19 protein-coding genes and 1 pseudogene are annotated in these 25216 nt (G+C 71.1%); 10 read left to right on the top strand and 10 right to left on the bottom strand.

Translation table 11 applies throughout. The features are described 5' to 3' along the window. On the top strand, window positions 1-1006 hold a 1006-nt coding region (locus tag ACWEVO_RS05825), incomplete at its 5' end, for an SseB family protein (protein ID WP_452306421.1). Continuing rightward, window positions 1003-1368, top strand: coding sequence for a hypothetical protein (locus tag ACWEVO_RS05820; RefSeq protein ID WP_452306420.1), 366 nt, complete (start codon window positions 1003-1005; stop codon window positions 1366-1368). The genes ACWEVO_RS05825 and ACWEVO_RS05820, both read left to right, overlap by 4 nt. Before the next feature lies 1 nt (window position 1369). Here ACWEVO_RS05820 and ACWEVO_RS05815 read toward each other — a convergent pair whose 3' ends face one another. The 5 genes from ACWEVO_RS05815 to acs all read right to left on the bottom strand — a co-directional run bounded on the left by ACWEVO_RS05815 (window position 1370) and on the right by acs (window position 12891). Further along, entirely contained in the window at window positions 1370-2302 is a 933-nt protein-coding gene (locus ACWEVO_RS05815) for an alpha/beta fold hydrolase (protein WP_452306419.1), read from the bottom strand. Window positions 2303-2452: 150 nt separating this feature from the next. Continuing rightward, on the bottom strand, window positions 2453-4885 hold the full coding sequence (locus ACWEVO_RS05810) for an immune inhibitor A domain-containing protein (RefSeq protein ID WP_452306423.1): 2433 nt from the start codon (window positions 4883-4885) through the stop codon (window positions 2453-2455). A gap of 286 nt (window positions 4886-5171) precedes the next feature. Further along, the gene (locus ACWEVO_RS05805; protein ID WP_452306418.1) at window positions 5172-7502 is read right to left on the bottom strand and encodes an immune inhibitor A domain-containing protein; all 2331 of its coding nucleotides are present in this window, start codon (window positions 7500-7502) and stop codon (window positions 5172-5174) included. Window positions 7503-7872: 370 nt separating this feature from the next. Beyond that, the gene (locus ACWEVO_RS05800) at window positions 7873-10665 is read right to left on the bottom strand and encodes an immune inhibitor A domain-containing protein (RefSeq protein WP_452306417.1); all 2793 of its coding nucleotides are present in this window, start codon (window positions 10663-10665) and stop codon (window positions 7873-7875) included. Window positions 10666-10902: 237 nt separating this feature from the next. Then, on the bottom strand, window positions 10903-12891 hold the full coding sequence (gene acs / locus ACWEVO_RS05795; RefSeq protein WP_452306416.1) for an acetate--CoA ligase: 1989 nt from the start codon (window positions 12889-12891) through the stop codon (window positions 10903-10905). A 290-nt stretch (window positions 12892-13181) separates the two neighbouring features. Between acs and ACWEVO_RS05790 the strand changes: the two genes are divergently transcribed. After that, window positions 13182-13928: an oxidoreductase gene (locus ACWEVO_RS05790; protein WP_452306415.1), complete on the top strand. Its 747-nt coding sequence runs from the start codon at window positions 13182-13184 to the stop codon at window positions 13926-13928. A 140-nt stretch (window positions 13929-14068) separates the two neighbouring features. Here the strand turns inward: ACWEVO_RS05790 and ACWEVO_RS05785 are convergent, their stop codons facing one another. Together ACWEVO_RS05785 and ACWEVO_RS05780 are read right to left on the bottom strand one after the other, a co-directional pair. Then, window positions 14069-14875 (bottom strand): HAD family hydrolase, encoded by an 807-nt coding sequence (locus ACWEVO_RS05785; RefSeq protein WP_452306414.1) that lies wholly within the window; start codon window positions 14873-14875, stop codon window positions 14069-14071. A gap of 355 nt (window positions 14876-15230) precedes the next feature. Next, complete coding sequence (locus tag ACWEVO_RS05780; RefSeq protein WP_452306413.1) at window positions 15231-15800, bottom strand: YcxB family protein; 570 nt, start codon at window positions 15798-15800, stop codon at window positions 15231-15233. 288 nt (window positions 15801-16088) lie between these two features. Here ACWEVO_RS05780 and ACWEVO_RS05775 point away from each other — a divergent pair. After that, a pseudogene (locus ACWEVO_RS05775) lies at window positions 16089-16238 on the top strand (septum site-determining protein Ssd); the annotation flags it as partial. An 8-nt stretch (window positions 16239-16246) separates the two neighbouring features. Then, window positions 16247-16537 carry an Rv3654c family TadE-like protein gene (locus ACWEVO_RS05770; protein WP_452306412.1) on the top strand — a complete coding sequence of 97 codons (291 nt, stop codon included), beginning with the start codon at window positions 16247-16249 and terminating at the stop codon, window positions 16535-16537. Window positions 16538-16715: 178 nt separating this feature from the next. On the opposite strand, the gene ACWEVO_RS05765 is transcribed toward ACWEVO_RS05770, so the two are convergent. From ACWEVO_RS05765 to ACWEVO_RS05755, 3 genes are all read right to left on the bottom strand, one after another. After that, window positions 16716-17294, bottom strand: a complete 579-nt coding sequence (locus tag ACWEVO_RS05765) for a hypothetical protein (protein WP_452306411.1) — start codon at window positions 17292-17294, stop codon at window positions 16716-16718. A 114-nt stretch (window positions 17295-17408) separates the two neighbouring features. Continuing rightward, window positions 17409-17615: a hypothetical protein gene (locus tag ACWEVO_RS05760; RefSeq protein WP_452306410.1), complete on the bottom strand. Its 207-nt coding sequence runs from the start codon at window positions 17613-17615 to the stop codon at window positions 17409-17411. 234 nt (window positions 17616-17849) lie between these two features. Further along, the gene (locus tag ACWEVO_RS05755) at window positions 17850-20456 is read right to left on the bottom strand and encodes a DEAD/DEAH box helicase (protein ID WP_452306422.1); all 2607 of its coding nucleotides are present in this window, start codon (window positions 20454-20456) and stop codon (window positions 17850-17852) included. A 37-nt stretch (window positions 20457-20493) separates the two neighbouring features. Here ACWEVO_RS05755 and ACWEVO_RS05750 point away from each other — a divergent pair, with 37 nt between their 5' ends. From ACWEVO_RS05750 to ACWEVO_RS05730, 5 genes are all read left to right on the top strand, one after another. Beyond that, entirely contained in the window at window positions 20494-20850 is a 357-nt protein-coding gene (locus ACWEVO_RS05750) for an STAS domain-containing protein (RefSeq protein WP_089011584.1), read from the top strand. Continuing rightward, entirely contained in the window at window positions 20850-21284 is a 435-nt protein-coding gene (locus ACWEVO_RS05745) for an ATP-binding protein (protein WP_123238815.1), read from the top strand. Before ACWEVO_RS05750 ends, ACWEVO_RS05745 begins: the two co-directional genes overlap by 1 nt. A gap of 321 nt (window positions 21285-21605) precedes the next feature. After that, on the top strand, window positions 21606-23954 hold the full coding sequence (locus tag ACWEVO_RS05740; protein ID WP_452306409.1) for a sodium-translocating pyrophosphatase: 2349 nt from the start codon (window positions 21606-21608) through the stop codon (window positions 23952-23954). A gap of 117 nt (window positions 23955-24071) precedes the next feature. Beyond that, the gene (locus ACWEVO_RS05735) at window positions 24072-24611 is read left to right on the top strand and encodes a hypothetical protein (RefSeq protein ID WP_452306408.1); all 540 of its coding nucleotides are present in this window, start codon (window positions 24072-24074) and stop codon (window positions 24609-24611) included. Further along, the coding region (locus tag ACWEVO_RS05730) for a hypothetical protein (RefSeq protein WP_452306407.1) at window positions 24602-25216 on the top strand (615 nt) is incomplete at its 3' end. The genes ACWEVO_RS05735 and ACWEVO_RS05730, both read left to right, overlap by 10 nt.

Below are 25216 nucleotides of genomic sequence, written 5' to 3'. Positions count from 1 at the left end.
GCCCGCCGGCCCGGCGCCAGCACCGACACCGGCCGAGTTCGTGCCGGCGAACGAAGTGGAGGAGGAGTTGCTCGGGGCCGCGGGCAGCGGCAGTACCGACGGGTTCCTCTCCACCCTGCTTCTGGCCCGGGTGCTGCTGCCGGTCGCGGCCGACTCCGCCGCCGGGAGCCGCCCCGGTGACCCCGGCTTCGTCTGGCACACTGAGCAGCTCGACGGCGGCCCGTACGTGGTGGTCTACACCTCCCCGGAGCGGCTCGCCGACAGCACGGACGGCCCGGTCGACACCGTACGCGTGAAGTTCGTCCAGCTCATCCGGCGCTGGCCGGACGAGAGCTGGTCGTTCGCGGTGAACCCGGGCACCCCGGTCGGCGCGACGTACCCCGGCGAGCAGGTGCTGGCGCTGGCCAACTGGGCCGCGGAGGTGGGGCTCGGCGACGACCCGGAGGGCGACCCCGAGCCGGCGGTGGCCGCGGCGACGCCGGCGGCCGAGAGCCGACCGGCCCGGCCGCCGGTGGATCCGACCCGTCCGGTGGTCATGCAGAAGGCGATCGCCCCGAGCCAGCTCGCCTACTACCTCGAGCGCGGCTACGACCGGGTCTCCGGCTTCGTGCACCGGGCCAACGAGCTCGCCCACCTCGGCACCCCGGCGGAGCTGTACGACGCGCTCGGCCTCGGTCACCCGGACACGCCGTTCGCCCGCGACGCCGAGGAGATCTACGTGCTGCGCTGGCCGGCGTACCGGCCCAGCCTCTACCGCATCCCGTACGGCGGGCAGAACGAAGCCGCGATGCGGGCGATGGAGGGCTGGGTGATCGAGCGTCCCCCGTTCCGCGGCAACGGTTTCGCACCCGGGGAGAGCAGCGACGTCGTCGCGGAGTTTAAGGTGGACAGCGCGCGGTTGCCGCACGGCGCGCAGCTGTGGCGGATCGGCGCGGACCGCACCGAGCGGGTGGTGGCCGTCCTGGACACCGACGCGCTGATCTGGCGACCGGTGGGTGCGTCGTGAGCCGCGACGGCTACGTGGCCCGCTGGCGGGGCCGGGAGTACCAGGCCAGCCCCGACGGCGACGACGTGCGCCTCTATCAGCCGGACCCGGGCGACGGCTTCGAGGAGGTACGCCCCGGCCGGTACGTGCGGGTGGTGCCGGCCGCCGAGGTGGAGGACCTGGCGTACGTCCGGACCACCTGCACCTGGCAGGGGCAGCCGTTCATCGTGCTGGCCGAGCACGAGGGCTGGCTGCGGGTGGAGTACACCGGTGGCCGCTGGCCGGTGGCCCGGGCGATGGGGCTGGAGGCCTTCGACTTCGGCGTCTACCAGGGCTGGGCGCCGGCGAACGAGGTCGTCGACCTGCGCGAGAAGCGGGTCTGAGTCAGGACTTCGCCCAGCGCAGGATCTCGCCGAGCACCACGTCGCGGGCCTCCAGGTGCGGGAAGTGGCCGACCCCGTCGAGCAGCCGCCACTCGTACGGCGCGCTGACGTAGCGGCCGGACCCCTGGGCGGTGCGCGGCAGGGACGCCTCGTCCAGCGCGCCGTGCAGCTGAAGGGTCGGGGCGACCAGCGGCTTCTGCATCAGCTTGACGAACCGGTAGCCGTGCAGCCGCAGCACCGACCGGAAGGCCCAGCGGTAGCCCTCCATGGCGCAGAAGGCGGCCTGCGGGATCTGCATGGCCACCCGGCAGCAGCGGGCGTACGCCTCGAACTCCGGGCTGTCCACCCAGCGCCGGCCGCCCCAGCGGCGCAGGATCGCCTCCACCTCGGCGGCGTCGTCCCGGGCCAGCACGTGCTCGTAGCGGGGGAGCTGGAACTTCAGCGTCCGGCTGGCGGCGGCGAACTGGCCGCGCGGGTCGGCGAAGATGGCCGCGCGCAGCCGGAGCGGGTGCGGCGCCCCGAGCACCACCAGCCGGCGGACCAGGGTGGGGTGGAACGAGGCGGCGGTCCACGCGATCAGCCCGCCCGCCCCGGTGCCCACCAGCGTCGCCGACCGCTCGCCGAGGGCCCGGATCAGCCCGGCGACGTCGGCGGCGAGGGTGTAGCCGTCGTACCCCCGGGGTGGCTTGTCGCTGGCGCCGTACCCACGCAGGTCGACGGCGACCGCCCGGAAGCCCGCGTCGGCGACCGCCGGCAGCAGCTCCTTCCACGCGTACCAGTACTCCGGGAAGCCGTGCAGGAAGAGCACCATCGGGCCGGTGCCGGCCTCGACGACGTGGAAGCGGCTGCCGTTGGCGCCGACGAACCGGTGCGTCCACGGCCCCTCGGGAAGGACGCAGGACTCGTCAACGGGTCCGCCGCGCTGGTCGGTCATGGGCCCAGCCTAGGGCCGGCACTTCGACGCCGGCCCCACAGGTGGCGAGGATCAGGGAATTCTCCGGGTCTCCCGTTCCGGGCGGGAAAGGGCGATGCCCGGGCAGGTGACCTGCCCGGGCATCGCGTGGGTGTCGCGTTGGTCAGCGGCTCAGGAGAACTGCACCTTCATCGCGGTGCCGTTCTGCTGCAGGACCTTGATCTTGACGCCGACGGCCGGAAGCTTGACGCCGTGGTTCGGCAGCTCCGGGTACCAGTACTGCTTGGTGTCGTCGAACAGCGGCTGCGCGGCCTGGCCACGGATGTACTGCGGCTGGCTGTTGATGTGCAGCGTGAACGAGTCCGCCTTCTGCAGGCTGAACGGAGCGTCGTAGACCTGGACCCGGGCCCGCCAGGGGTTGCCGGTCAGGTTGTAGATCGGCCGCGGGTGCGCGTCGATGATCATGTTCCGACCCTCACCCGGGTGCTGGAAGGTGTCGTTGTCCGCCCAGCGCAGGTTCCAGTAGGAGATCAGCAGGCCCTGCTGGTACGCGTAGTGGTCGACCCAGTCGGGGCGGGTGTTCGCGTACCCGAAGTAGTACGGGCCGGTCTTCAGGTACTTGTCGTACGAGACGTACGAGCGGTTACCGGCGATGTAGAAGTTGTCGAACTTCCGCTTGTAGGTCTCCTCGGCGATGCTCCAGCCCTTGAGCTGCCAGTCGCCCGGCCCGGCCTCGGCACCGTCGCTGAGCAGGGTCTGCCCGTCGGCGGTCACCGTGATCGCGTCACCGAAGAAGCCGCCCGCGGAGAGGCCGCCGTCGGTGAGGTAGTGGAACCGGAACTTGACCTTCTTGCCGGCCGCCACGTCCATCGGGATGTTGACGTCGACCCACTTGCCGCCGCTGCTGCCGGTGAGGCCCGGCCGGCCGCCGACGGTGCCGATCGGCTTACCGTCCACCGTGGCCGGCAGTGCCGTCCAGGTGGTGCCGCCGTCCAGCGACGCCTCGAAGAAGAGGTAGTCGAAGCCGGACTCGATGTTGTAGCGACCCTTCATCGTCAGCGCCGCCGTAAACTTCCCGGTGAAGTCGAGGTCCCGGGTCATGGTGTTGTCCAGGTCGTCGGCGTTGCCGGAGAAGTACTGCTTGGTGCCCTCGAACGGCTTGCCGTTGTTGAAGGTGTACTCCCGCTGCGGGAGCACCACGACCGCGCTTTGCGCCTGCTTGGAGTTGTACTCCTGCGGGCCCAGCTTCAGCGTGCGCTTCTGGCCGGCCTTGATGACCTCGTAGTCGAGCCAGCCGAGCTGGAGCTTGTTCCAGGCGCCGAGGTCGCCGCCGCGCTCGCCGATGCCGCCGTCGTTCTTGCCGCCGAGCCGGCTCTGGGCCATCAGGGTCCAGTGCTCGTTGTTGTTGTCCCCACCGCTGCTGACGTTGTAGTCGTCCGGCAGACCGAGGTCGTGACCGTACTCGTGGTAGAAGACGCTGCGGCCACCGTTCTCCGGCTGGATCGTGTAGTCCCGGATCCAGACACCGGTGCTGCCGATCTCGGTGCCACCGATCTTGTTGTTGGCCGGGCCGACCGGCGAGTTGCTGTACGCGGCCCACCGGTGGCTCCAGATCGCGTCCTCACCCAGGATCGGGTCACCGTCGGCCTGGTCGCCGCCCGAGTGCACGATCTGGAAGTGGTCGATGTAGCCGTCCGGCTCGTTGAAGTTGCCGTCGCCGTCGTAGTCGAACCGGTCCCACTGGTCGAACGACTGCATGTCGGCCTTGATCTGGGCGTCGGTGCGGCCCTGAGCCTTCTGGTCGGCGACCCACTGGTTGGCGGCGTCGCGGACCAGGTCCCAGGTGTTCTGGCAGACGCTGCTGTCGCAGACCGCCGGGTCGTTGGCCGGGTTCTTGGTGTCGTCGTCCGCCACCGGGTCATCCGAGCGGCCGTACCGCGCGGCGTTGTACTTGACCTTCACCCAGTCGGTGACCTCGCCGTCCACGGTGTACCGCCCGGACGACTGGGCCTCGTAGTACTGCTTGAGCGACTCGTCGCCCGGCTTCGTGCCGAAGTACAGCTGACGGAAGTGGTCGGCGCTGTAGTTCGGCTGCCAGACGGTGGAGTTGTCCAACGCCCGGTTCGGGGCGGGGATCTGGTTGTGCCGGGGCCCGTCGAACCGGACCGGACCCGGGATGTCCGGGTTCTCGTCCTTGTCCGGGTAGGCCGGGTCCCGCTCGTCGCCGAACTCGGCGAGGATCACGAAGATCCGGTCGGTTCGCTCGCGCTTGAGTTCGACGTACTGGTCCTTTTTGCCGCTCCTGCCAGGGGCCGCGATCCGGGCCTGCGCGGCGGCGGTCGCCCCGCCGGCGGTCTCGCCGACCTTGACGACGGTGCTGCCGTTGATGGTCTGCGCCTTCGCCTTGCCGGAGAGGACCTCGCTGAGGCCCTCCTGGCGAAGCGCGCGGCGCTTGTCTTCGAGCTTGTCCGGCAGATCGTGCCCAGCCTGCTGCGGCTCGCTGACCGACGGCGCGGACGCCGGCAGCTTCGGCGCCGGGGCGGCACTGGCGGCCGTGCCCGCCACCAGTCCCGTCGCCGTCAACGAAAGCCCGAGCAGACCCACTGCGACTTTGCGCACGTGGATACCTCCGGTGTGAGGGAACCGGCCCAACGGGGGTACGGGCCGGCAGAGACGTCCCACGGGTGGGACCACTGGTGAACATAGACAGTCGCGTAACGCCTGGGAAGCCTGTGACGCTACTTTGTGGCAACTTTTTGTGGCGAAGGCTCCGCACCGTCACATCCGGGTCGGTCGATCGGCCGGGATGAGCAGGGCGAACCCTCCCGGGGTACGCGAAAGGGGCCGGTGGCGTCTCCGCCACCGGCCCCTTCCGGTTTGTGCTACCCGATCAGTTGGTGACCTTGACCACCATGTCGCTGGTCGGGGTGGTGCCCTGCTGCAGGATCTCGATGGTGGTGCCGGTGCCGGCGACCTTCACCGAGTTCCACGAGTTACCCGAGGTCCAGTACTTGCCGATCCCCTTGTCGCTGAAGATCGGGTTCGGCTCGAGCTCCGGCACGGTGACCGCCACGCCGTTCTTGTGGAAGGTCTGCGCCGGCTTGGTGTACAGGCTGAACGTCGCGTCGTAGCCATTGCGCCGGTTGCTGATGACGCCCTGGCCACCGACGTTGATCTTGTCCGGGCGGACGTCAACCGGGAGGTTGAGGCCGTAGCCCGGGTGCTGCGACGTGTTGTTGTCGCCGTACGCGTAGTTCACGTACCAGACCAGCATGCCGGGCTGGTTCGAGAACCGCTCCACGAAGTCCGGCCGGGTGTTGCCCCAGCCGAAGTTGTACCCACCGGTCCGCAGCGTGTCGTCGTAACCGAAGTAGGTCCGGTTCTCGGCGATGTAGAAGCGGGGGTAGGTGTCGGTGACCGAACCGGTGATTCGGTTCCACCCCTTCGCGGTCCACTCCGCGGCGAGGGTCTCCGCGTCGTCGGTCCACGCGACGGTGCCGTTCTTGGTCAGCGACACGTTGTCGAGGAACGCGCCGGCGAAGTGCACGCCGCCGTCGGTCGCGTAGCGGTAACGGAACAGCACCGTCTTGCCGGCGTACGCCGAGAGGTCGTAGGTCGAGTCGACCCACGCGCCACTGCTGGAGCCGGTGATGCCGCTCGCACCCTGCTTGACCAGGTTGTTCTTGACGTCGGCCCAGGTGGTGCCGCCGTCGGTCGACACCTCGGCGTAGAGGTAGTCGTAGTCGGTCTCGATGTCGTACATCAGCTTGGAGCCGATCGACGCGGTGGTCGCGCCGGTCAGGTCCAGGGTGCGGGTCAGCGTGGTGTTCAGGTCGTCCGCGCTGCCGCCCCACCACTCGTACGACCCGCCGAACGGCGTGTTGTAGTTCGTGGTCTGGGTCTGGGCGGGCAGGTTGACCACCACAGCCTGGGCCTTCGGCCCGTCGCTGTCACCGGCCGGGCCGAGGGTCACCTGGGTGCTGCCCTTGCCGTAGTCGACCGTGGTGTGGTTCAGCCAGCCCAGGTAGAGCTTCGACCACGGGTCCATGTAACCCGGGGTCGAACCGATGTCGTCGATGCCGTGGCTCAGCCACGAACCCGAGGACATCAGCGTCCAGAAGCCCGTGCCGTTGTCGCCACCCGCGGTGTCGTACAGGTCCGGCAGACCGAGGTCGTGACCGTACTCGTGGGTGAAGACGCCGAGGCCACCGTTCTCCGGCTCCGTGGTGTAGTCACGGATCCACATCCCGGTGTCGCCGATCTGCACGCCACCGGCGAGGTTGCCGGTCGGACCGGCCTTGCCCTCGAGGTTGGGGAACGCCGCCCAGCGGTGCGACCAGATGGCGTCCTCGCCCTGGGCGCCGCCGCCGGCCTCCTCGCCCTCACCGGCGTGCACCGCCTGGAAGTGGTCGATGTAGCCGTCGGGCTCGTTGAAGTTGCCGTCGCCGTCGTAGTCGTACCGGTCCCACACGTCGAACTGGGCCAGGTAGTCCTTGATCTGCTGCGGCGTCTTGCCGGCCTTGACCTGGGAGTCGTACCAGGACGTGGCGCTGTCCTTGACGAAGTTCCAGTAGCCGTTGGACTCGGGGATGGCGTTGCTGCCGTACCGGGCCTCGTTGTAGGGAACGGTGACCCAGTCGCTCACGTCACCGTTGACGGTGTAGCGACCCCCGGACTGCTTGAGGTAGAAGTCCCGGAACGACTCGCCCTCACCGTAGAACATGTCCTGGTAGTGGGCCCGGTCGAAATTGGCCCGCCACAGGGTGCTGTTGTTGTCGGTGGAGCTGCCGTCCCAGTTGCGGTCAGGCTCGGGGATCTGGTTGACCACCGGGCCGGGGGTGCCGCCGGTCGGCGGGATCTTCTTGGCCGGGTCGCCTTCCCAGGTCTTGTCGCCGAAGTTGACCAGCATCGTGAAGATGGGGTCGGTCTTCGGCGCCTGCTGGTACTCGACGAACAGGTCGTCCTTGACCTGGATGACCTTCGAGCCGTTGCGCGTCTGAAGCTTGGCCTTGCCGGTCAGCAGGTCGGAGATCGCCTGCTTCTTGACCTCCCGCTGCTGATCCGCCTTGGGATCCGGCAGGTTGTCCTTGCCGTGCTTGGCCTTGTCGGCGCCGGGGGTGGGCTCCGCCGTCGGGGCGGCGGACGCCGGTGCCGTGACGACACCGGCTGCCAGCAGCGCGGCCGCGGCCGAGGCCAGGCCTGCTGTGACTCGTCTCCTCAAAGGTCCTCCTCCTTTGTGGATCTGTTACACGACAGAGACAGCTAAAGCCATCGCTGTCATGTCATGCGTCACTCACAATGACAGGTGTTTGCATCGTTGTCACCGGTCAATCACCTGATTCATGGGGCCTATTTCCTGGGCAAATCTGGACCAAAGCGTTCAGTGATTCGACGTCGAATCACATTACGGTTTGGCCACGATCACTGAGAGTGACGGCGATTATGAGGTCCCCAAGGGGGAGCGCTGATGCCTGGGAAAATGTCACACGTTCTCTGAAAGAAATCTGTGGACACGTAAGACGACGGGGCCCGTCCGGAGCAGTGTGCTCCAGACGGGCCCCGCCGTGTGTCCCGACGCGCGGGCGATCAGGTCACGGGGTCGCCGAGGTCACGTACACCGTGGCGTACGAGTTGTCCGCGGCGGCCCGCTTGATGGTGATGGTGACGCCGTACGCGGCGCCCACGTCACCCGGGTTGCCGGTGCCGAGGACGATCGCCCCGCCACCGAGGGTCGCCCCGTAGTAGGCCGGGGCCGGGGACCCGTCCGGGTTGGTGACCCGGGTCGTGTACTTCGCGTTGTCCCGCGACGGGATGACGACGGAAGCGTCGTTGTCCCGGGCGTACGCGGAGCCGTTGCGGATCTCAATGCCCGGGTACCAGCCCTTGGCGTCGGTGAACGCCGGAACCGGGGCCTGGGCGCCGAAGTTGGTGCAGTACTCGCTGTACGGCTCGTCGGCCGCCTCCAGGCACTCCTTGAACGGGTACGTCGAGTTGAGCGAGAAGGCCGCGTTGGACGACTGCGGGCGGCTGGGCAGGTTGTCCAGCACCGACGTGTCCTTCACTGCCGCCTCGCCCTGCCGGCGCAGCGGCTCGTTGTGCGAGTCGACGATCAGCAGACCGCCCTTGGCGCCGTAGCTGGGCAGCGCGGTCATCTGCGCGGTGACGTGGTTGACGTCGCCGAGCACGGTGTCCCGGTACCAGACCAGCATGCCCGGCGCGTTGTACGCGACCCGGTCGACCTTCCAGGCCTCGTGCGAGTAGACCGTGTCGTAGGTGTACTTCAGGCCCTTGTCGAAGCCGTCGAAGTTGCGCCACTCGGCCAGGTAGTAGTGCGCCTTGACCTGGGTGCCGCCGTCGGTGTGCCAGCCCCCACCGGTGGTGTCAGTGAAGGTGCCGCCGGTCTGGGTCCAGCCGTTGGCGCCGCCCTCGACGTCGTCGCTCCAGGTGGTCGCGCCGCCGCCGGTGACCGAGAAGTCGTCGGCGAACCAGCCGCGCTCCACGAACGCCGCGTCGGTCGCGTACCGCAGCCGCACCTGCACGGTCTGCCCGGCGTACGCCGACAGGTCGATGTAGTCGTGCCGCCAGCCGCCGGTGGTGCCGGTCAGGCCGTACTTCTTGCCGCCGTAGTCGCCCATCCGGCCGTTCGGGTCGGCGTAGCCGTCGTTGGTCGAGACGAGCTTGCCGGCGGCGTCGTAGACCTTCTGCTCGGACCAGCTGGCGCCACCGTTGGTGGAGACCTCGACGAAGCCGTAGTCCCAGTCCTGCTCGATGACGTAGTTGTTCCACATCCAGAACTTCGCGTCCGCGGCGTTCGGGACGGTCACCGTCCGGCTCAGCTTGACGTCCGCCCAGTCCTGGTCGGCGCCCGAGTACCACATGTTGGCCCCGCTGTGCGGCTGGGCCAGCGTGATCACCTTGTTCGGCAGGTTGACCTTGATGCCGTCCTTGGTGCCGACCGGGGTGTTGGAGGTCTGCCCGAGCTGCACCGAACGGGCGTCGTCACCCGGGTTGATCTGCAGCGGGTCGGCCCAGCCGAGCACCCACTTGTCCCAGAGGCCCATGTGGGTGGGGAGCGCCTGGAAGATCTCGCCGGAGTGCGAGCCCGAGGCCATCAGGTCCCAGAAGTCGACGTCCGAGTCGGCGTTACCGGAGGTGTCGTAGAGGTCCGGCAGGCCGAGGTCGTGGCCGAACTCGTGGGCGAAGACACCGACGCCGGCGTCCTCCGGCTGCACGATGTAGTTCGACACCTTCAGGTTCGTGCCGGGGATGGTGTAGCCGCCGGCCACCGCGGAGGAGTGCGCCCAGACCGAGTAGACGCCGATGTCGCCACCGCCGCGCGACTTGCCCTGGTTGGCGTGCACCAGCACCAGGTGGTCGATCACGCCGTCCGGCTCGTTGAAGTTGCCGTCGCCGTCCCGGTCGCTCTGGTCCTCGATGTCGTAGTCGGCCCAGGGGAAGTTCGGGTCCATCTTCGCCAGCGCGTCGATCGCGTCGGTGGCCAGCCGGCCCGCGCCGAGCGGGTTGTCCGGGTGGCCGTTCATCGACTGCTGGCGGCCGGCGACCCAGTTGCCGTTCTCGTCTCGGAAGCAGCGGGAGGCCGCGTACCAGCCCTCCGAGTGCGGCACGGTGATCCACGGGCTGGCCTGCCCGTCCACCGTGTACGCGCCCTTGGACATCTCCAGGTACATGTTGTGCATGGTGCGCCCGGAGATGTCGACGCCCGGCTTGCCGTCCGGCCCGGTCAGGTCCTTGCGGACCCGCTCGGTGATGCCCTCCTTGGTGTAGAGCATCTTGTCGAAGTGCTCGGGCGAGAAGTCCGGCACCCACATCGAGTTGTTGTCCTCGCGCGACAGGGTGGCCGGGTTCGGGATGGTGTTGTGCTTCGGGCCGTTCTGGACGGTGCCGGGGACACAGCTCCGGTCCTCGAAGACCGTCTTCGGCACCATCACGTTGGTGAAGTCGTCGTTGGCCTGGTCGTTGAACTCCACCAGCAGGGTGAGCAGCTTGGCGGTCTGGGTGCTCTTGGCCTGCTTGATCTGCCGCGGGCTCTGCCCGGTCTTGATCGCCTTGGCCTCCAGCTTGGCCAACTCCCGCGCGGCCACCGGGTTGCCCCCGGCGAACTTGTGGTCGTAGGCCCGGGCCTCGTCGGCCGCGCCGGCGTAGATCCCGTCCTTCCCCTTGACCTCCTTGCCGGCGGTGTCCGGCTGGACCTCCGGCTCGGCGTAGTTGATGTAGTACTCGTTCGCCCCGATGGTCGCCGGAGCGCGTCCGGCCTCCTGGGCGGCCGCGCTGCCGGTCACGGTCAGTGACGTGGCGGCGAGGGCGATGGCGGGCAGCGCGACGAGTAGGCGTCGGCGTGACCCGGATTGCGGAAACGTGTTCATGCCGCTCCGTTCGTGGGGCATGGGAGGAGAGAACCGGCCGGTCGCAGTGACGCCTGTCGACCTGGCCCGGTGCGGCTGAACCTAGAGGACCGAGCGCTGCCACTGAGAGGGGTGACAGCGTGCCTCTGCCCGTTCAGCCTGCCGCCCCTCCACCGAACCTCCGATGCCCGACCCCCGAAAACGACGGTGGGTGACGGCCCGTCGGACCGTCACCCACCTGATTCGGTACGCCTGTCGTCAGTCCTCGTCGGACTTGCCGCCACCCATGCCGGAGGAGATCAGCTCCATCACCGAGGAGTCCTGGAGGGTGGTGACGTCGCCGAGCGACCGGTTCTCCGCGACGTCCCGCAGCAGCCGGCGCATGATCTTGCCGGAGCGGGTCTTCGGCAGCTCGGGCACCAGCATGATCTGCCGGGGCTTGGCGATCGGGCCGAGCGTCTTCGCGACGTGGTTGCGCAGCTCGGCGATGAGCTGCTCGCCCGCCTCGCCGGAGATCTCGGCGCTGCCGCGCGGGATGGCGAAGGCGACGATCGCCTGCCCGGTGGTCGGGTCGGTGGCGCCCACCACCGCCGCCTCGGCCACCGACGGGTGGCTGACCAGCGCCGACTCGACCTCCGTGGTGGAGATGTTGTGGCCCGACACCAGCATCACGTCGTCGACCCGGCCGAGCAGCCAGATGTGCCCGTCGTCGTCCTTCTTCGCCCCGTCGCCGGCGAAGTAGACCCACTCGTCGCCGGAGTTGGCGCCCGCGCCGAACCGCGACCAGTACGTCTCGAGGAACCGGTTGTCGTCGCCCCAGACGGTGCGCAGCATCGACGGCCACGGCTCCTTGAGCACCAGGTAGCCGCCGCCGCCGTTCGGCACCGACTGGCCCTGGTCGTCCACCACGTCGGCGACGATGCCGGGCAGCGCCGTCATCGCCGAGCCCGGCTTGGTCTCGGTGACGCCCGGCAGCGGGGAGATCATGATCGCGCCGGTCTCGGTCTGCCACCAGGTGTCGACGACCGGCAGCTCACCCCGGCCGACGTACTGGCGGTACCAGATCCACGCCTCCGGGTTGATCGGCTCGCCGACGCTACCAAGCAGGCGCAGCGAGGAGAGGTCGTAGCCGGCGGGAATGTCCTCGCCCCACTTCATCATGGTGCGGATCAGGGTGGGCGCGGTGTACAGGATAGTGACCTTGTACTTGTCCACGACCTCCCAGAACCGGCCCTTGTGCGGGGTGTCCGGGGTGCCCTCGTACATGACCTGAGTGGCGCCGTTGGAGAGCGGGCCGTACACGATGTAGGAGTGCCCGGTGACCCAGCCGATGTCGGCGGTGCACCAGTAGACGTCGGTCTCCGGCTTGAGGTCGAAGACCGCGTGCGTGGTGTACGACGTCTGGGTCAGGTAGCCGCCGGTGGTGTGCAGGATGCCCTTCGGCCGGGCGGTGGTGCCGCTGGTGTAGAGGATGAAGAGCGGGTGCTCGGCGTCGAACGCCTGCGCGGTGTGCTCCGGGGCGGCGGTCTCCACCGTCTCGTGCCACCAGTGGTCCTTCGCCGACCAGGCGACCTCCTCGCCGGTCCGACGGACCACCAGCACGTGCTCGACCGAGGGGCACTTCGCCACCGCCTCGTCCACGGTCGGCTTGAGCGCCGACGGCTTGCCCCGGCGGTAGCCACCGTCGGCGGTGATCACCACCTTGGCGCTGGCGTCCTGGATCCGGTTGGTCAGGGCGTCCGCGGAGAAGCCGCCGAAGACCACGCTGTGCGTGGCGCCGATCCGGGCGCAGGCGAGCATCGCCACCGCCGCCTCGGGGATCATCGGCAGGTAGATCGCCACCCGGTCGCCGGCCACCACCCCGAGGTCGGTCAGCGCGTTCGCCGCCTGGCAGGTCAGCTTGTGCAGGTCGGCGTAGGTGAGGGTGCGGGTGTCACCCGGCTCGCCCTCCCAGTGGATCGCCACCTTGTCGCCCCGGCCGGCCTCCACGTGCCGGTCCAGGCAGTTGTACGCCACGTTGAGCTGCCCGCCCACGAACCACTTCGCGAACGGCGCGTTCGACCAGTCGAGCGCCTGGTCCCACTTCTTCGCCCAGGTCAGCCGGTCGGCCTGACGCTCCCAGAAGGCGAGCCGGTCCCCGGCCGCCTCGGCGTACGCGTCGGCCTTGACGTTGGCGTTCGCGGCGAGCTCGGCCGGCGGCGGGAACTGGCGCGTCTCGTTCAGCAAGTTGGCCAATGCCTCGCTCATGCGATGACTCCTTCGTCGCGTGACCTGCGTCTCCTACACCGGGAGAGGTTAGTCGGGCCGTACCGCCGCCGCGAGCGCCCGGGCACCGGCCGCGCCCAGCGGCCCCCGCCACGCGCCGGGCGGGGGCCGCCGCCCGCCCGCTGCCCGGTGCGGGGCGGGATGCGGCAGAGCGGTGCTTCCGGGGACAGGGAGGGCACGCTTCGCCGCAGCCGATGTCGATCACGGTGGCCGGGGTCGCGTTCCCGGCGGGTGGCGCCCGGCGGCCGCGGCCGGCTGGATAGCGTGGCGGGGTGACCACCGACCCGCTCGCTCCGCTGCTCGCGCTCGCCGACATCGCGCCCGCCGTCGAGCGGGCCCGCGAGCGGGTCGACCAGGCGCACCGGCACCGCGCGCTGCGCCGCCACGGCGGGCAGGTGGCCGCCGAGGTCAGCCTCCGTTCGGCGGTGGCCAGCGCCGCCCTGGAGGGCCGCCCGCACGACCGCGAGGAGGTACGCGCCGGCACGGTCACCGATCCGGTGCTCCAGGGAGCGCTACGGGTGGCCGGGGCGCTGCCCGGGCTGAGCGAGCTCTGGCCGAGAGCGCCCCGACAGGCGCTGGCCCGGCTGCACGTGCTCGCCGCCCGGGACGTCGTCGCCGAGGGGGAGCTGGGCCGGCCGGTGGCCGACCCGGTGGTGGCGGCGCGCCTCGACGGGCTGGCCGGGCTGGTCGCCGGGGGGACGAAGGTGCCCCCGCTGGTGCTGGCCGCGGTGGTGCACGGCGAGCTGCTGAACCTGCGCCCGTTCGCCGGCCCGTCCGGGGTGGTGGCCCGGGCCGCCGCCCGACTGGTGCTGATCTCGACCGGGTTCGACCCGCGTGGGCTGGTCGCGGTGGACGTCGGCCACCGGGAACGGGAGCCCGAGTACGTCGGCGCGGCCGGCGCCTTCGCCACGGGCACGCCTGACGGGCTGCGCTCCTGGCTGCGCCACTACATGTCGGCCGTCGAGCTCGGCGCCGACCAGATCCCCCTGATCGGCGACGAAATCCTCGCCGCCTCCTGACCCCCCACGCCCCCGCCGGGGCGCACCCCCCGGGTCAAGATCCGCGCTGATTCACGGAAAGAGTGGCCATTCCACGCGAATGGCCACTCTTTCTCTGTATGAGTGCCCGCGAGCGACGCGGGCGGGGGCGGGCGGAGCGGTCAGGCGGTGGGTGCGGCGGTGCGGGTGCGGCGGTGCCGGCCGTACCAGGCGATGCCGATGGCCACGCCGACGCCGACCCCGAGGGCCGCGGCGGCGACCGGGACGGCGGGGCGCTCGCGCAGCCGGCGGCCCAGCGGGATCGGGTGCCGGAACTCCAGCACCGGCCACGAGTTCTCCACGGCCAGCTTGCGCAGCGCCCGGTCCGGGTTGACCACGGTCGGGTGGCCCACGCACTCCAGCAGCGGCCGGTCGCTGTACGAGTCGGAGTAGGCGTACGAGTCGGCGAGGTCGTACCCGCGGGCGGTGGCCAGCTCGCCGACCGCGTCGACCTTGCTCGGGCCGGCCGCGTAGAACTCGACCTCGCCGCTGTAGCGGCCGTCCTCGACGGCCATCCGGGTGGCGATCACGTCGGTCACCCCGAGCAGCTGGCCGATCGGCCGCACCATCTCCTCCCCGGAGGCGGAGACGAGCACGACGTCCCGGCCGGCCGTCTGGTGCTCCTCGATGAGGGCGGCGGCCTCCGCGTACACGTAGGGGTTGATGAGCTCGTGCAGCGTCTCCGCGACGATCTGACGGACCTGCTCCACCTGCCAGCCCTTGCAGAGCGTGGCCAGGTAGTCCCGGGTCCGTGCCATGGTCTGCTCGTCGGTGCCGCCCAGCCGGAACATCAGCTGCGCGTACGCCGACTTGACCACGTCACGCCGAGTGATCAGCCCGTCCCGGTAGAACGGCCGGCCGAACGCCAGAGCGCTCGACTTGGCGATGACGGTCTTGTCGAGATCGAAGAAAGCGGCACTTCGGCCCACGGCGCGAAAGTCTAGCCGGACGGGCGCCCTCCGGCGGGGTCCCGGGGGCACCCGGAGCGCGGGATTGATCGTCACGCTCTGCACAGAGTGACGGCGGTCACACTCTCCGAACGCAATTTAGCAATGGGTGGGGCGGGGGCCACTCGACGTATAAGGGTCCGCTGCGGCATGCTTGTGCGCGACGAGAGTTCACCTCTCGTCGACCGCGAGGCCCTCGGCGGTTGCACCCCCCGTGACCGCTGAGTCGGTTCGGCTCGACCCCCCCGGAGCCGAACCTCCGACGACCCCCGTCTCCCCCCGGCGGGGGTCGTCCCTATCTGGGAGCGATGCTCGCACTCTGCGATGCGGCAGACGATCAGGCGCTCCGGTGACAGTGGGTCTCGAGCAACGCCCGCAGCCCGGCGGGGTCGCCCGTCAGCAGCCCACGCTTGGGCAGCACGAGTACCGCCGCGGCAAGCCGCTCGGACGCGCGCAGAACGAACGATCTCTCCGTCTCGACGTACCGCGGGTACTGCGACCATGCGGCTGATTCGCTCCGGCTTGCGCTGCGGAGACGTAACCCGGCGTCATCCACGGTGGCTCGGATCGGCTCGGTCAGCCAGGGATTCCCGCGCATGATCATGCGTACCTGCCAGCGGTAGATCCAGCGGGCGCCGACGAGGAGCGGGAACAGCAGCAGGCCGAGCCCGATGCCGACGAGCAGCACGGTGGCGACGGCTACGACGTCAGCCGCCGACATCTCCCGGGAGCGGCCAGCGGCGACGCGCCCGATGAGGATCCCGGTGAGCGCAGCGACGATCAGTACCGGGACCAGCCAGGGCCGCCGGACGCGGCGGCGGTGGGCGATGAAGCCGTCGAGCCAGTCCTCTTCGGTGAGGGTGTAGCTGAGTTCGACCGGACCCACGGTGACCTGCTCCGGCGACATGAGAGGGCAGTGTATGCCTGGTAGCCCGCCCGCCTGGTGGCGCGCCCGGTCGATGCGGCATCAGTGCTGCTCAGTCGGTCGGGCCGGCGACGCGTCAGGCCAGCTGCTGGTCCCGTGTCCATAACAGATCCACTCACCCGCTGCGGGCCATCCACAGCCGCCCGCGCTGTCCACAGGGCGGCCACGCCGGCCGGCGTACCGCACCCGGCGCGACGACGCTTGCCCAGCACCCCGAGCCCGACCGCTGGAGGCCGCCATGCCGCCCCGTACCGCGCTCCCGCGCTACCCCTGCTCGTCACCGCCGACGGCGACCTCCTCGACGAGTTGCTCCGGCTCGCCGCCGCCGGTGGCACAGAGGTAGAGCTGGCCGCCGACCCGGCCGCCGCCCGGGCTCGCTGGGCGCCCGCTCCGCTGGTGCTCGTCGGCACCGACCAGGCGCACTCTACGTGGTGGTCGGTCTCTGGGGCGCGGCGCTCGGGTCGGCGCGGGTGGCCCGGCAGCAGGCCCGGGCGGCGGCCGACTTCGGTGCGCTCGCGGGAGCCGGTCGGGCGCTCGACGGGGAGGCCCTCGCGTGCGGCCGGGCCGGCGAGTTCGTCGAGGCCGACGGCGGCCGGCTGGTGGCCTGCCGGCTCGAGGGGCTGGACGTCCTGGTCACGGCGGAGGTGACGGTCTCGCCCCTGCCCTGGTTGATCCGTGCGGCCGCGGTGACCTCCCGGGCCGGGCCGGTGCGTGGTTGACCCGCCGGTCTCGGCACCCGCGCGGCATGAGGTGGCGGACCCGGAGAACAGCCGGGCCGGCCCAGACCCGGGCGGACCGAGAATCGGGCCGACGTAGCCCTCGGCCGACCGAGGCCCGGGGCGACCGAGACCCAGACCGACCCGGACCCGGGCCGACGTGGACCCGGCCGACCGCGGGTCAGCGAGCCTGGAGAGCGTCCAGGCCGACGGCCATGGCGATCACCAGCCGCCGGTCGATCTGCGGGTTCTGGATGTCGACGACGTACCGGTCGCGCAGGCCCCACTTCTTGACCACCGAGAACACCGGCTGGCCGCCCGCGACGAAGTCGAAGTGGTAGGGCAGCCAGGAGAGCGAGTCGACGAACCGGCGCAGCAGCGCCACCGGCAGGCTCCGCTCCTGCCCGGTGATCTGCGGCAGGCCGGCCTGCTCGACGTGCCAGGTGGACCGCAGCAGCGACTGGGCGAAGTCCTTGCGGAACAGGCCGATCGGGTTGCCGGCGTGGTCGGTCACGTCGTACGTGGCGCCGAGGTCGAGCCGCTGGCGGGCCTTGAACCCGAGCAGTGGCTGCTGCTTGGAGTCGTCGGTGTAGATGGTCACCTGCTCCTTGAACGCCAGGCGCTTCTGCTGCGCGAACGCGAGCATCGGGCCCTCGGTGCCGTCCGGCGCCACCGCGCGGACCTCGTACTGGTTGACCATCATCCGGATCCGCTGCCGGACGTAGAACTGGTGCTGGGCCTGCAGGCTGTCGGGCTGCATGGGGATCTCCTTCGAGGCGTGAACGCCGGAGTCTCGCACAGCCCGACCCTCGGCGTCCGCCCCCGGAGGAGGCGTGTCCGATCGAGCGTCACCGAGGCCACGCCGCCGACCAGGTCAACGTCCGCCATCGACGGTCGCCTTCATCGCCCAGGCGTTGAGCACCTGGTGGATGCCGCGCAGGCGTTCGTTGATCTGTTCCAGGCGTTCGGCCTGGGCCAGGTTGGCCAGCGCGCTGCCCAGCGCGATCAGCTGGTCGGAGGTGAGATTCTCCTGATCGATCGTGTAGAGCAGGTCGACGGTCTCGGCGATCGTGTCGGCCACGGCTTCTCCTCCCCGGAAACCCCGGTCGTCTCTCAGCGGTGCTCGTCCGGCTCGCGCATCTATGGAAGCGCTCCCATGCATCAATGCCCAGCCGCCCCCGGACTCATGCGCCCGTCCCACTACACAGACACCGCGTCGCGCGGTGGCCCCAGTGAAACGGGCCGGCGGGGTGGGGCCGGAACAGGGCATTCGGGTACGACTCTTGCCGCCCGGGCGAGGAAAACCTCACCCCGGTCAGTCGGTGACGACGCCGTCCGGGGTGGCCGGCCTCGACACCCGTTCGTCCTGTCGGGGTGCCGGCACCGATCCGTCCGCCACCGAGTCGGCGGGGCGGCGGGGCGGGGCAGCGGGGAGGGGAGGGTCGGCGGGGCCGGGCAGGTTGGCGAGCACCACGTCCAGGACCCGGACCGCGTCAGGCTTGGAGAGCGGGTTGTTGCCGTTGCCGCACTTCGGGGACTGGACGCAGGACGGGCAGCCGGTCTCGCAGCCACACTCCGCGATCGCGTCGCGGGTGGCGCGCAGCCACGCCGACGCCGTCCGGTACGCCCGCTCGGCGAAGCCCGCCCCACCGGGGTGGCCGTCGTAGACGAAGACGGTGGGCGCCTCGGTGTCCGGGTGCAGGGCGGTGGAGAGGCCACCGATGTCCCAGCGGTCGCAGGTGGCCATCAGCGGCAGCAGGCCGATGCCGGCGTGTTCGGCGGCGTGCAGCGCCCCCGGGATGTCGGCCGCCTCGATCCCGGCCGCCGCCAGCGAACCGGGTGAGACGGTGAACCAGACCGCGACGGTGCGCAGCTCCCGCGCCGGCAGGTCCAGCGGCCGGGTGTCGATCACCTCGCCGGTGGCGATCCGTCGCCGCTGGTACGACACCACCTGGCTGGTCACGTCCACCTCGCCGAGGAAGAGCCCGACCGGGCCGGCGTCGACGTACGAGCGGACCGACACCACCGAGAGCGAGGTGACGTCGCGGGCGTGGGTGGACCAGTCCGGCTCCTCGGCGTGCACCAACGCGCACCCGTCGGCCAGGTCCAGCGAGTCGACCACGTACGAGACGCCCTGGTGCAGGTAGACGGCGCCGGGGTGGAGCAGGGAGTGGGAGGAGCCGCCGTCGACGGTGCCGAGCAGCCGCCCGGTGGACGCCTCCACCACGCAGACCGGCGTGCCGTCCTCGCCGCGCAGGTCGACCTCGGGCCGTTCCCGGTGCCGCCAGTACCACCCGGTGGGCCGCTGCCGCAGCGCCCCGGCCTCGACGAGCGAGTCGACCGCCTCCTTCGCGCCCTCGCCGAAGAGTTCGAGGTCGGCGGGGGTGAGCGGGGCCTCGTGCGCGGCGCAGGCGAGCTGCGGGGCGAGCACGTACGGGTTGGCCGGGTCGAGCACGGTCGCCTCGACGGGCCGCCCGAAGAGCGCCTCCGGGTGGTGCACCAGGTAGGTGTCCAGCGGGTCGTCGCGGGCGACCAGCACCGCGAGGGCCTCGTCGCCGGAGCGGCCGGCCCGGCCGGCCTGCTGCCAGAGCGAGGCCCGGGTGCCGGGCCAGCCGCAGATCAGCACCGCGTCCAGCCCGACCAGGTCGACGCCGAGCTCCAGGGCGTTGGTGGAGGCGAGCCCGAGCAGGTCGCCGTGCAGCAGGGCGCGTTCCAGCTCGCGCCGCTCCTCCCGCAGGTAGCCGGCCCGGTACGCGGCCACCCGGTCGCCCAGCCCGGGCACCGCCTCGTCGAGGGCGCGCCGGGCGTTCGCGGCGACCACCTCGGCGCCGCGCCGGGACCGGACGAAGGCCAGCGTGCGGACGCCCTCGATGACGCTGTCGGTGAGCAGGTCGGCCGTCTCCCGCAGCGCCGACCGGCGGACCTGGAGAAGGTCGGCCTCCGGGGAGGGCGCGTCGGAGGAAGGCAGCAGCGGCGGCTCCCAGAGGGCGAAGGTCACCCCGCCGCGCGGCGAGGTGTCCTCGGTGACGGCGGTGACCGGCAGGCCGGTGAGCCGCCCGGCCGCCGTCGCCGGGTCGCCCGACGTGGCGGAGGCGAGCACGAAGACGGGGGTACGCCCGTAGCGCGCACACTGCCGGCGCAGCCGGCGCAGCACGTGCGCCACGTGGGAGCCGAACACGCCCCGGTAGGTGTGGCACTCGTCGATCACCACGTACGCGAGCCGGCGCAGGAAGCCGGACCAGTGGGTGTGCCCGGGCAGGATGCCGTGGTGCAGCATGTCCGGGTTGGTGAGCACGAACCGGGAGTGCCGGCGGATCCATTCGCGCTCGGTGCGCGGGGTGTCCCCGTCGTAGGTGGCGGGGCGTACCCCGTCGAGTTCGAGTCCGGCGACGGCGCGCAGCTGGTCGGCGGCGAGCGCCTTGGTCGGGGCCAGGTAGAGCACGGTGGCGCGCGGGTCGGCGAGCAGCGTGGCCAGTGCCGGAAGCTGGTACGCCAGCGACTTGCCGGAGGCCGTCCCGGTGGCCACCACCACGTGCCGGCCGGCGTACGCCAGCTCGGCGGCCTCGGCCTGGTGCCGCCACGGGGCGACCACGCCGCGCCGGGCGAGCGCCGCCCGCAGTGGCTCCGGAGCCCAGCCGGGCCACGGCGCGGGCTCCCCGACGCGGGCCGGCACCCGCTCGACGTGGGTGACCGGGTCGGTGGCGTGCCGGAGCCGGAGCCGGCGCAACAGCTCGCCCGGCGCGCGGCCGGGGCCGGCCGGCGTGGGTGCCGACGACGGCTTCCGGTCGGGCGACGGAGCCGCCGAGCTGAAGCTGTCGAACGTCACGTCCTGCACTCTCGCACTGGTGTTCGGAATTGGGAACCCGGGGCGGGGGTATGGGGAAGCCCTCCGCCGGTGACCGGGAGGGCCGCGCGTGAAGATGGTTAGATGCCCAGGAGAGCTTACCGAGGAGGGACCGATGGAGCTGTCGCTGGCGACCCGCACCGTGGGGGAGCACACGGTGCTCGAGGTCGGCGGTGAGGTGGACGTCTACACCGCGCCGCGCCTGCGGGAACGGCTCCTGGAGCTGATCGACGGCGGGGCCCGCCGGGTCGTGGTCGATCTGGGCCGGGTGGACTTCCTCGACTCGACCGGCCTGGGCGTGCTGGTGGGCGCGTTGAAGCGGCTGCGTTCGGCCGGCGGTTCGTTCGCGCTGGTCTGTGACAAGGAGCCGCTGCTCAAGATCTTCCGGATCACGGCGTTGGACCAGGTCTTCCCGCTGCACCCCACGGTCGATGCGGCGATCAGCGCCGACCCGACCGGCGCCGGCGCGTGATGGCGACCGTCAAGCTCTCCTTCTCGCCCGCGCCGGTGCACGTCCGTACAGCCCGCCTGGTCGGCGTGGCGGTGGCCCGCCGGGCGGGGGTACGCGAGGACCTGCTCGACGAGGTGCGCCTGGCGATCGGTGAGGCGTGCACCCGGGCGGTGGCCCTGCACCGGCAGTACGGGCTGGCCGACCCGGTGTACGTGGAGATGTCCGACAGCGGGGCGTACACGGTGCGGGTGGTGGATCGGGCCCCGATCGAGGCGAGCATCGGGCTGGCCGCCCTGCCGCCGGACGAGCTGGCCAAGGAGTCGCTCAGCGAGGACGCGTTGACCACCGGCGTGGGTTTCGCCCTGCTCGCCGGCTTCGTCGAGGACCTGCAGGTGCGCCCGGTGGAGGAGGGCGTCGGCACCGAGGTCCGGATGGTGTGGCCGGTCCGCCGCTGACCTGACGACATCGATCCAGGCCGCGTTCCCCCTCGGGGAGCGCGGCCTGGTCGTGTTGGCCGCCCTATATATCAGATATTTTCGCATAGCACAGCGACGAAGATCATCGAGACCGGGTGCCCCCTCGGTGTGACCCTCAACACGTCAGAGGGCTACAGTACGCGAGTTGTCAGCAAGTGACCTTTCCCGCAGCCAGCGGGAACGGGTGTTCATCGCTGGTCCGCCGGGGTGGGTTGGCGCGCGCTTGCGAGTCCGCATCCAGGCGTCGGCCCGTGCGTCTCCACGGCCGGCGCGAGTTGTTCGGTACACAGGAGGACATAGATGTCCGGGACCTTGGCCGCCGACGGCGGCACACTGTCCCTTACCGGAGCCAACGTGACGTACGTCGTCATCGCCGCGGTCATCGCGCTGGTGGCACTCGTCTTCGCCGCCGCCTTGACCAGGGCGGTGCTGGCAGCCGGTACGGGAACCACCAACATGCAGGAGATCTCCGGGGCGGTGCAGGAGGGCGCGTCCGCGTACCTGCTGCGGCAGTTCCGCACCCTGGCGATCTTCGTGGTCATCGCCGTCGTGCTGCTGTTCCTGCTGCCGGTGCACGACACCGACGGCAGCCAGACCTGGGTGAAGATCGGCCGGTCGCTCTTCTTCGTGGTGGGCGCCGGCTTCAGCGCGTTCATCGGCGGCGCCGGCATGTGGCTGGCCACCCGCGCCAACCTGCGGGTCGCCGCGGCCGCCCGGGAGCGCGAAGGCGGGCGCGAGGGCGCCATGAAGATCGCCTTCCGGACCGGTGGCGTGGTCGGCTTCCTCACCGTGGGCCTCGGCCTGTTCGGTGCGGCGCTGGTCGTCCTGATCTTCAAGGGCGACGCCCCGACCGTGCTGGAGGGCTTCGGCTTCGGCGCCGCGCTGCTGGCGATGTTCATGCGGGTCGGCGGCGGCATCTTCACCAAGGCCGCCGACGTCGGCGCCGACCTGGTCGGCAAGGTCGAGCAGGGCATCCCCGAGGACGACCCGCGCAACGCCGCCACCATCGCCGACAACGTGGGCGACAACGTCGGTGACTGCGCCGGCATGGCCGCCGACCTGTTCGAGTCGTACGCGGTCACCCTGGTCGCCGCGCTGATCCTGGGCCGCGCCGCGTTCGGCGAGACCGGCCTGGTCTTCCCGCTGATCATCTCCACCATCGGCGTGCTGGTCGCGATCGTCGGCGTCTTCATCACCCGGCTGCGCGCCAGCGACCGCAACGGGCTGACCGCGATCAACCGGGCCTTCTACCTCTCCGCGGTGATCGCCGCGGTGCTGGTGGCGATCGCCGCGTTCGCCTACCTGCCGGCGACCTTCGGCGAGCTGGAGGGTGGCCTCACCGACGTCGACCGCAACCCGCGGCTGGTGGCCATCGGCGCGGTGGTGATCGGCATCGTGCTGGCCGCCGCGATCCAGGCGCTGACCGGTTACTTCACCGAGACCAACCGGCGCCCGGTGCAGGACATCGGCAAGAGCTCGCAGACCGGTGCCGCCACCGTCATCCTCGCCGGTATCAGCATCGGCCTGGAGTCGGCGGTCTACTCGGCGCTGCTGATCGGCGCCGGCGTGTTCGGCGCGTTCCTGCTCGGTGGCAGCTCCATCACGCTGTCGCTGTTCGCGGTCGCGCTGGCGGGTACCGGCCTGCTGACCACGGTCGGCGTCATCGTCGCGATGGACACCTTCGGCCCGATCTCCGACAACGCCCAGGGCGTCGCGGAGATGTCGGGCGACATCGACGAGCACGGCGCGCGGACGCTGACCGAGCTGGACGCGGTCGGCAACACCACCAAGGCGATCACCAAGGGCATCGCGATCGCCACCGCGGTGCTGGCCGCGACCGCGCTGTTCGGCTCGTACACCGACACGCTGCGCTCCTCGTACCAGGACGCGGGCGTGGGCGACGTGGGCCAGGAGATCCTCAACGCGCTGAACGTGGCCAACCCGCGCAACCTGGTCGGCCTGATCGTCGGCGCGGCGGTGGTCTTCCTCTTCTCCGGCCTGGCCATCAACGCGGTCTCCCGCTCGGCCGGGGCCGTGGTGATGGAGGTACGCCGGCAGTTCCGCGAGCTGCCCGGGATCATGGACCGCACCCAGCGCCCCGAGTACGGCAAGGTGGTCGACATCTGCACCCGGGACGCGCAGCGCGAGCTGATGACCCCCGGCCTGCTGGCCATCATGGCGCCGATCGCGGTCGGCTTCGGCCTCGGCCCCGGCGCGCTGGCGTCGTACCTGGCCGGTGCGATCGGGGCGGGCACCCTGATGGCGGTCTTCCTGGCCAACTCCGGTGGCGCCTGGGACAACGGCAAGAAGCTGGTCGAGGACGGCGCGTACGGCGGCAAGGGCTCCGAGTCGCACGCGGCGACCGTCATCGGCGACACCGTCGGTGACCCGTTCAAGGACACCGCCGGCCCGGCGATCAACCCGCTGATCAAGGTGATGAACCTGGTCTCGCTGCTGATCGCGCCGGCCGTGGTGGCCTGGAGCGTGGGCGACGACAAGAACACCGGGCTGCGCATCGTGATCGCCGTGGTGGCCGCGCTGGTCATCGTGGCGGCCGTGGTGTTCAGCAAGCGCAAGGGCGTGGCGATGGCGGAGTCCGGCACGGACGCGGGCAGCCACGACGATCGCGTGGAGACGGTCAACGCCTGACCTTCGCGGCAGGACGGTTCCCGGTCGGCGGCCCGCCGGCCGGGAACCGTGCCGTCAGGTCCCGTGCACGAAACCTGACCGGTGGCACTTCCACCGGGAGGCCGTACGCTGCTTCGCATGCGTACGCGCGGGGCGGCAACCGCCGGAAAGCTCACGGTGGTCCTGGCCACGCTCGTTCTCGTCGTCGCCGGGTGCGGCGGCCCCAGCCCGCGGGCGTGGGCCGCGTCGGTCTGCGAGGCGCTCACCCCGTGGCGTGCCGAGATCAACAAGTTGACCAGCAGCACCCAGCAGCAGATGACCGCGCAGACCACCCCGGCGCAGGCCAAGGAGAACCTGGTCCGGCTCTTCGCCGGCGCCGAGCAGGCCAGCGAGACGGCCCGGCGCAGGATCGAGGAGGCGGGCGTGCCGGAGACCGACCACGGCGAGGAGATCTCCGCCGGATTCCGGGCCTCGCTGAGCAAGGTGCGGGACGCGTACGGCCGGGCCCGGGACACCATCGACGGGCTGGACACCGCCCAGGCCGGCCCCTTTTACGACGGGGTGCGGGCCGCGGTGGACACCCTGAACAAGGAGTACGACGCGAGTTCGCTGGACACCAGCCGGCTCAACTCACCCGAACTCAAAGAGGCCTTCGACGAGGTCCCGGAGTGTCGCTGACGCCCTCTTCCCGTAATCCGGTCCGCCAGCCCTCGCTGTTCTCCACCGAGGCGGCCGATCCGTCGTTGGCGGACCTGGCCGGTCTGCTGGCCGGGCCGGGGGAGGTGGTGCGGATGGGCGGCACGGCCCGGCTCGCGGTGGTGGTCGACGCCGCCTGGCGGGTGCACGTGCTGGTGGCCGAGCTGGCCGCCCGGGGGGTGCCGGCGAGCTGGGAGCCGACCGAGGAGGGCCGGCACCTGGTCCGCACCGCGTACGCGACCACGCTGGCCCCGCTCGCCCGGGCGTGGCTGCGGGGCACGGCGAAGCGGCCCCCGACCGGGTTCCACCTGAACGGGCGGCGACTGCGGCTCTGGGTCGCTGCGGCGGGGGCGGCCGACCCGGCCGGCGTCCTGCTCGGGCTCGGGGCCGGTGACGAGGAGTGCTGGCCGCCGGTGCGGGCGGCGCTGGCCGCGGTGGGGCTGCCCGCGGCGTTCGTGGAGCCGGACGACGGCGGGCCGGCGTACCGGATCGCGGGCCGACGGCGGCTGGCCCGGCTGGCGGAGCTGGTGGGCGAGCGCCCGGCCCGGCCGGGCCGGGCTCAGAATTGTCGAATGCTCCCGCGTCGG

The organism is Micromonospora sp. NPDC003776 (genome assembly GCF_053605645.1).
This window is presented reverse-complemented; position numbering and strand designations above follow the sequence as displayed.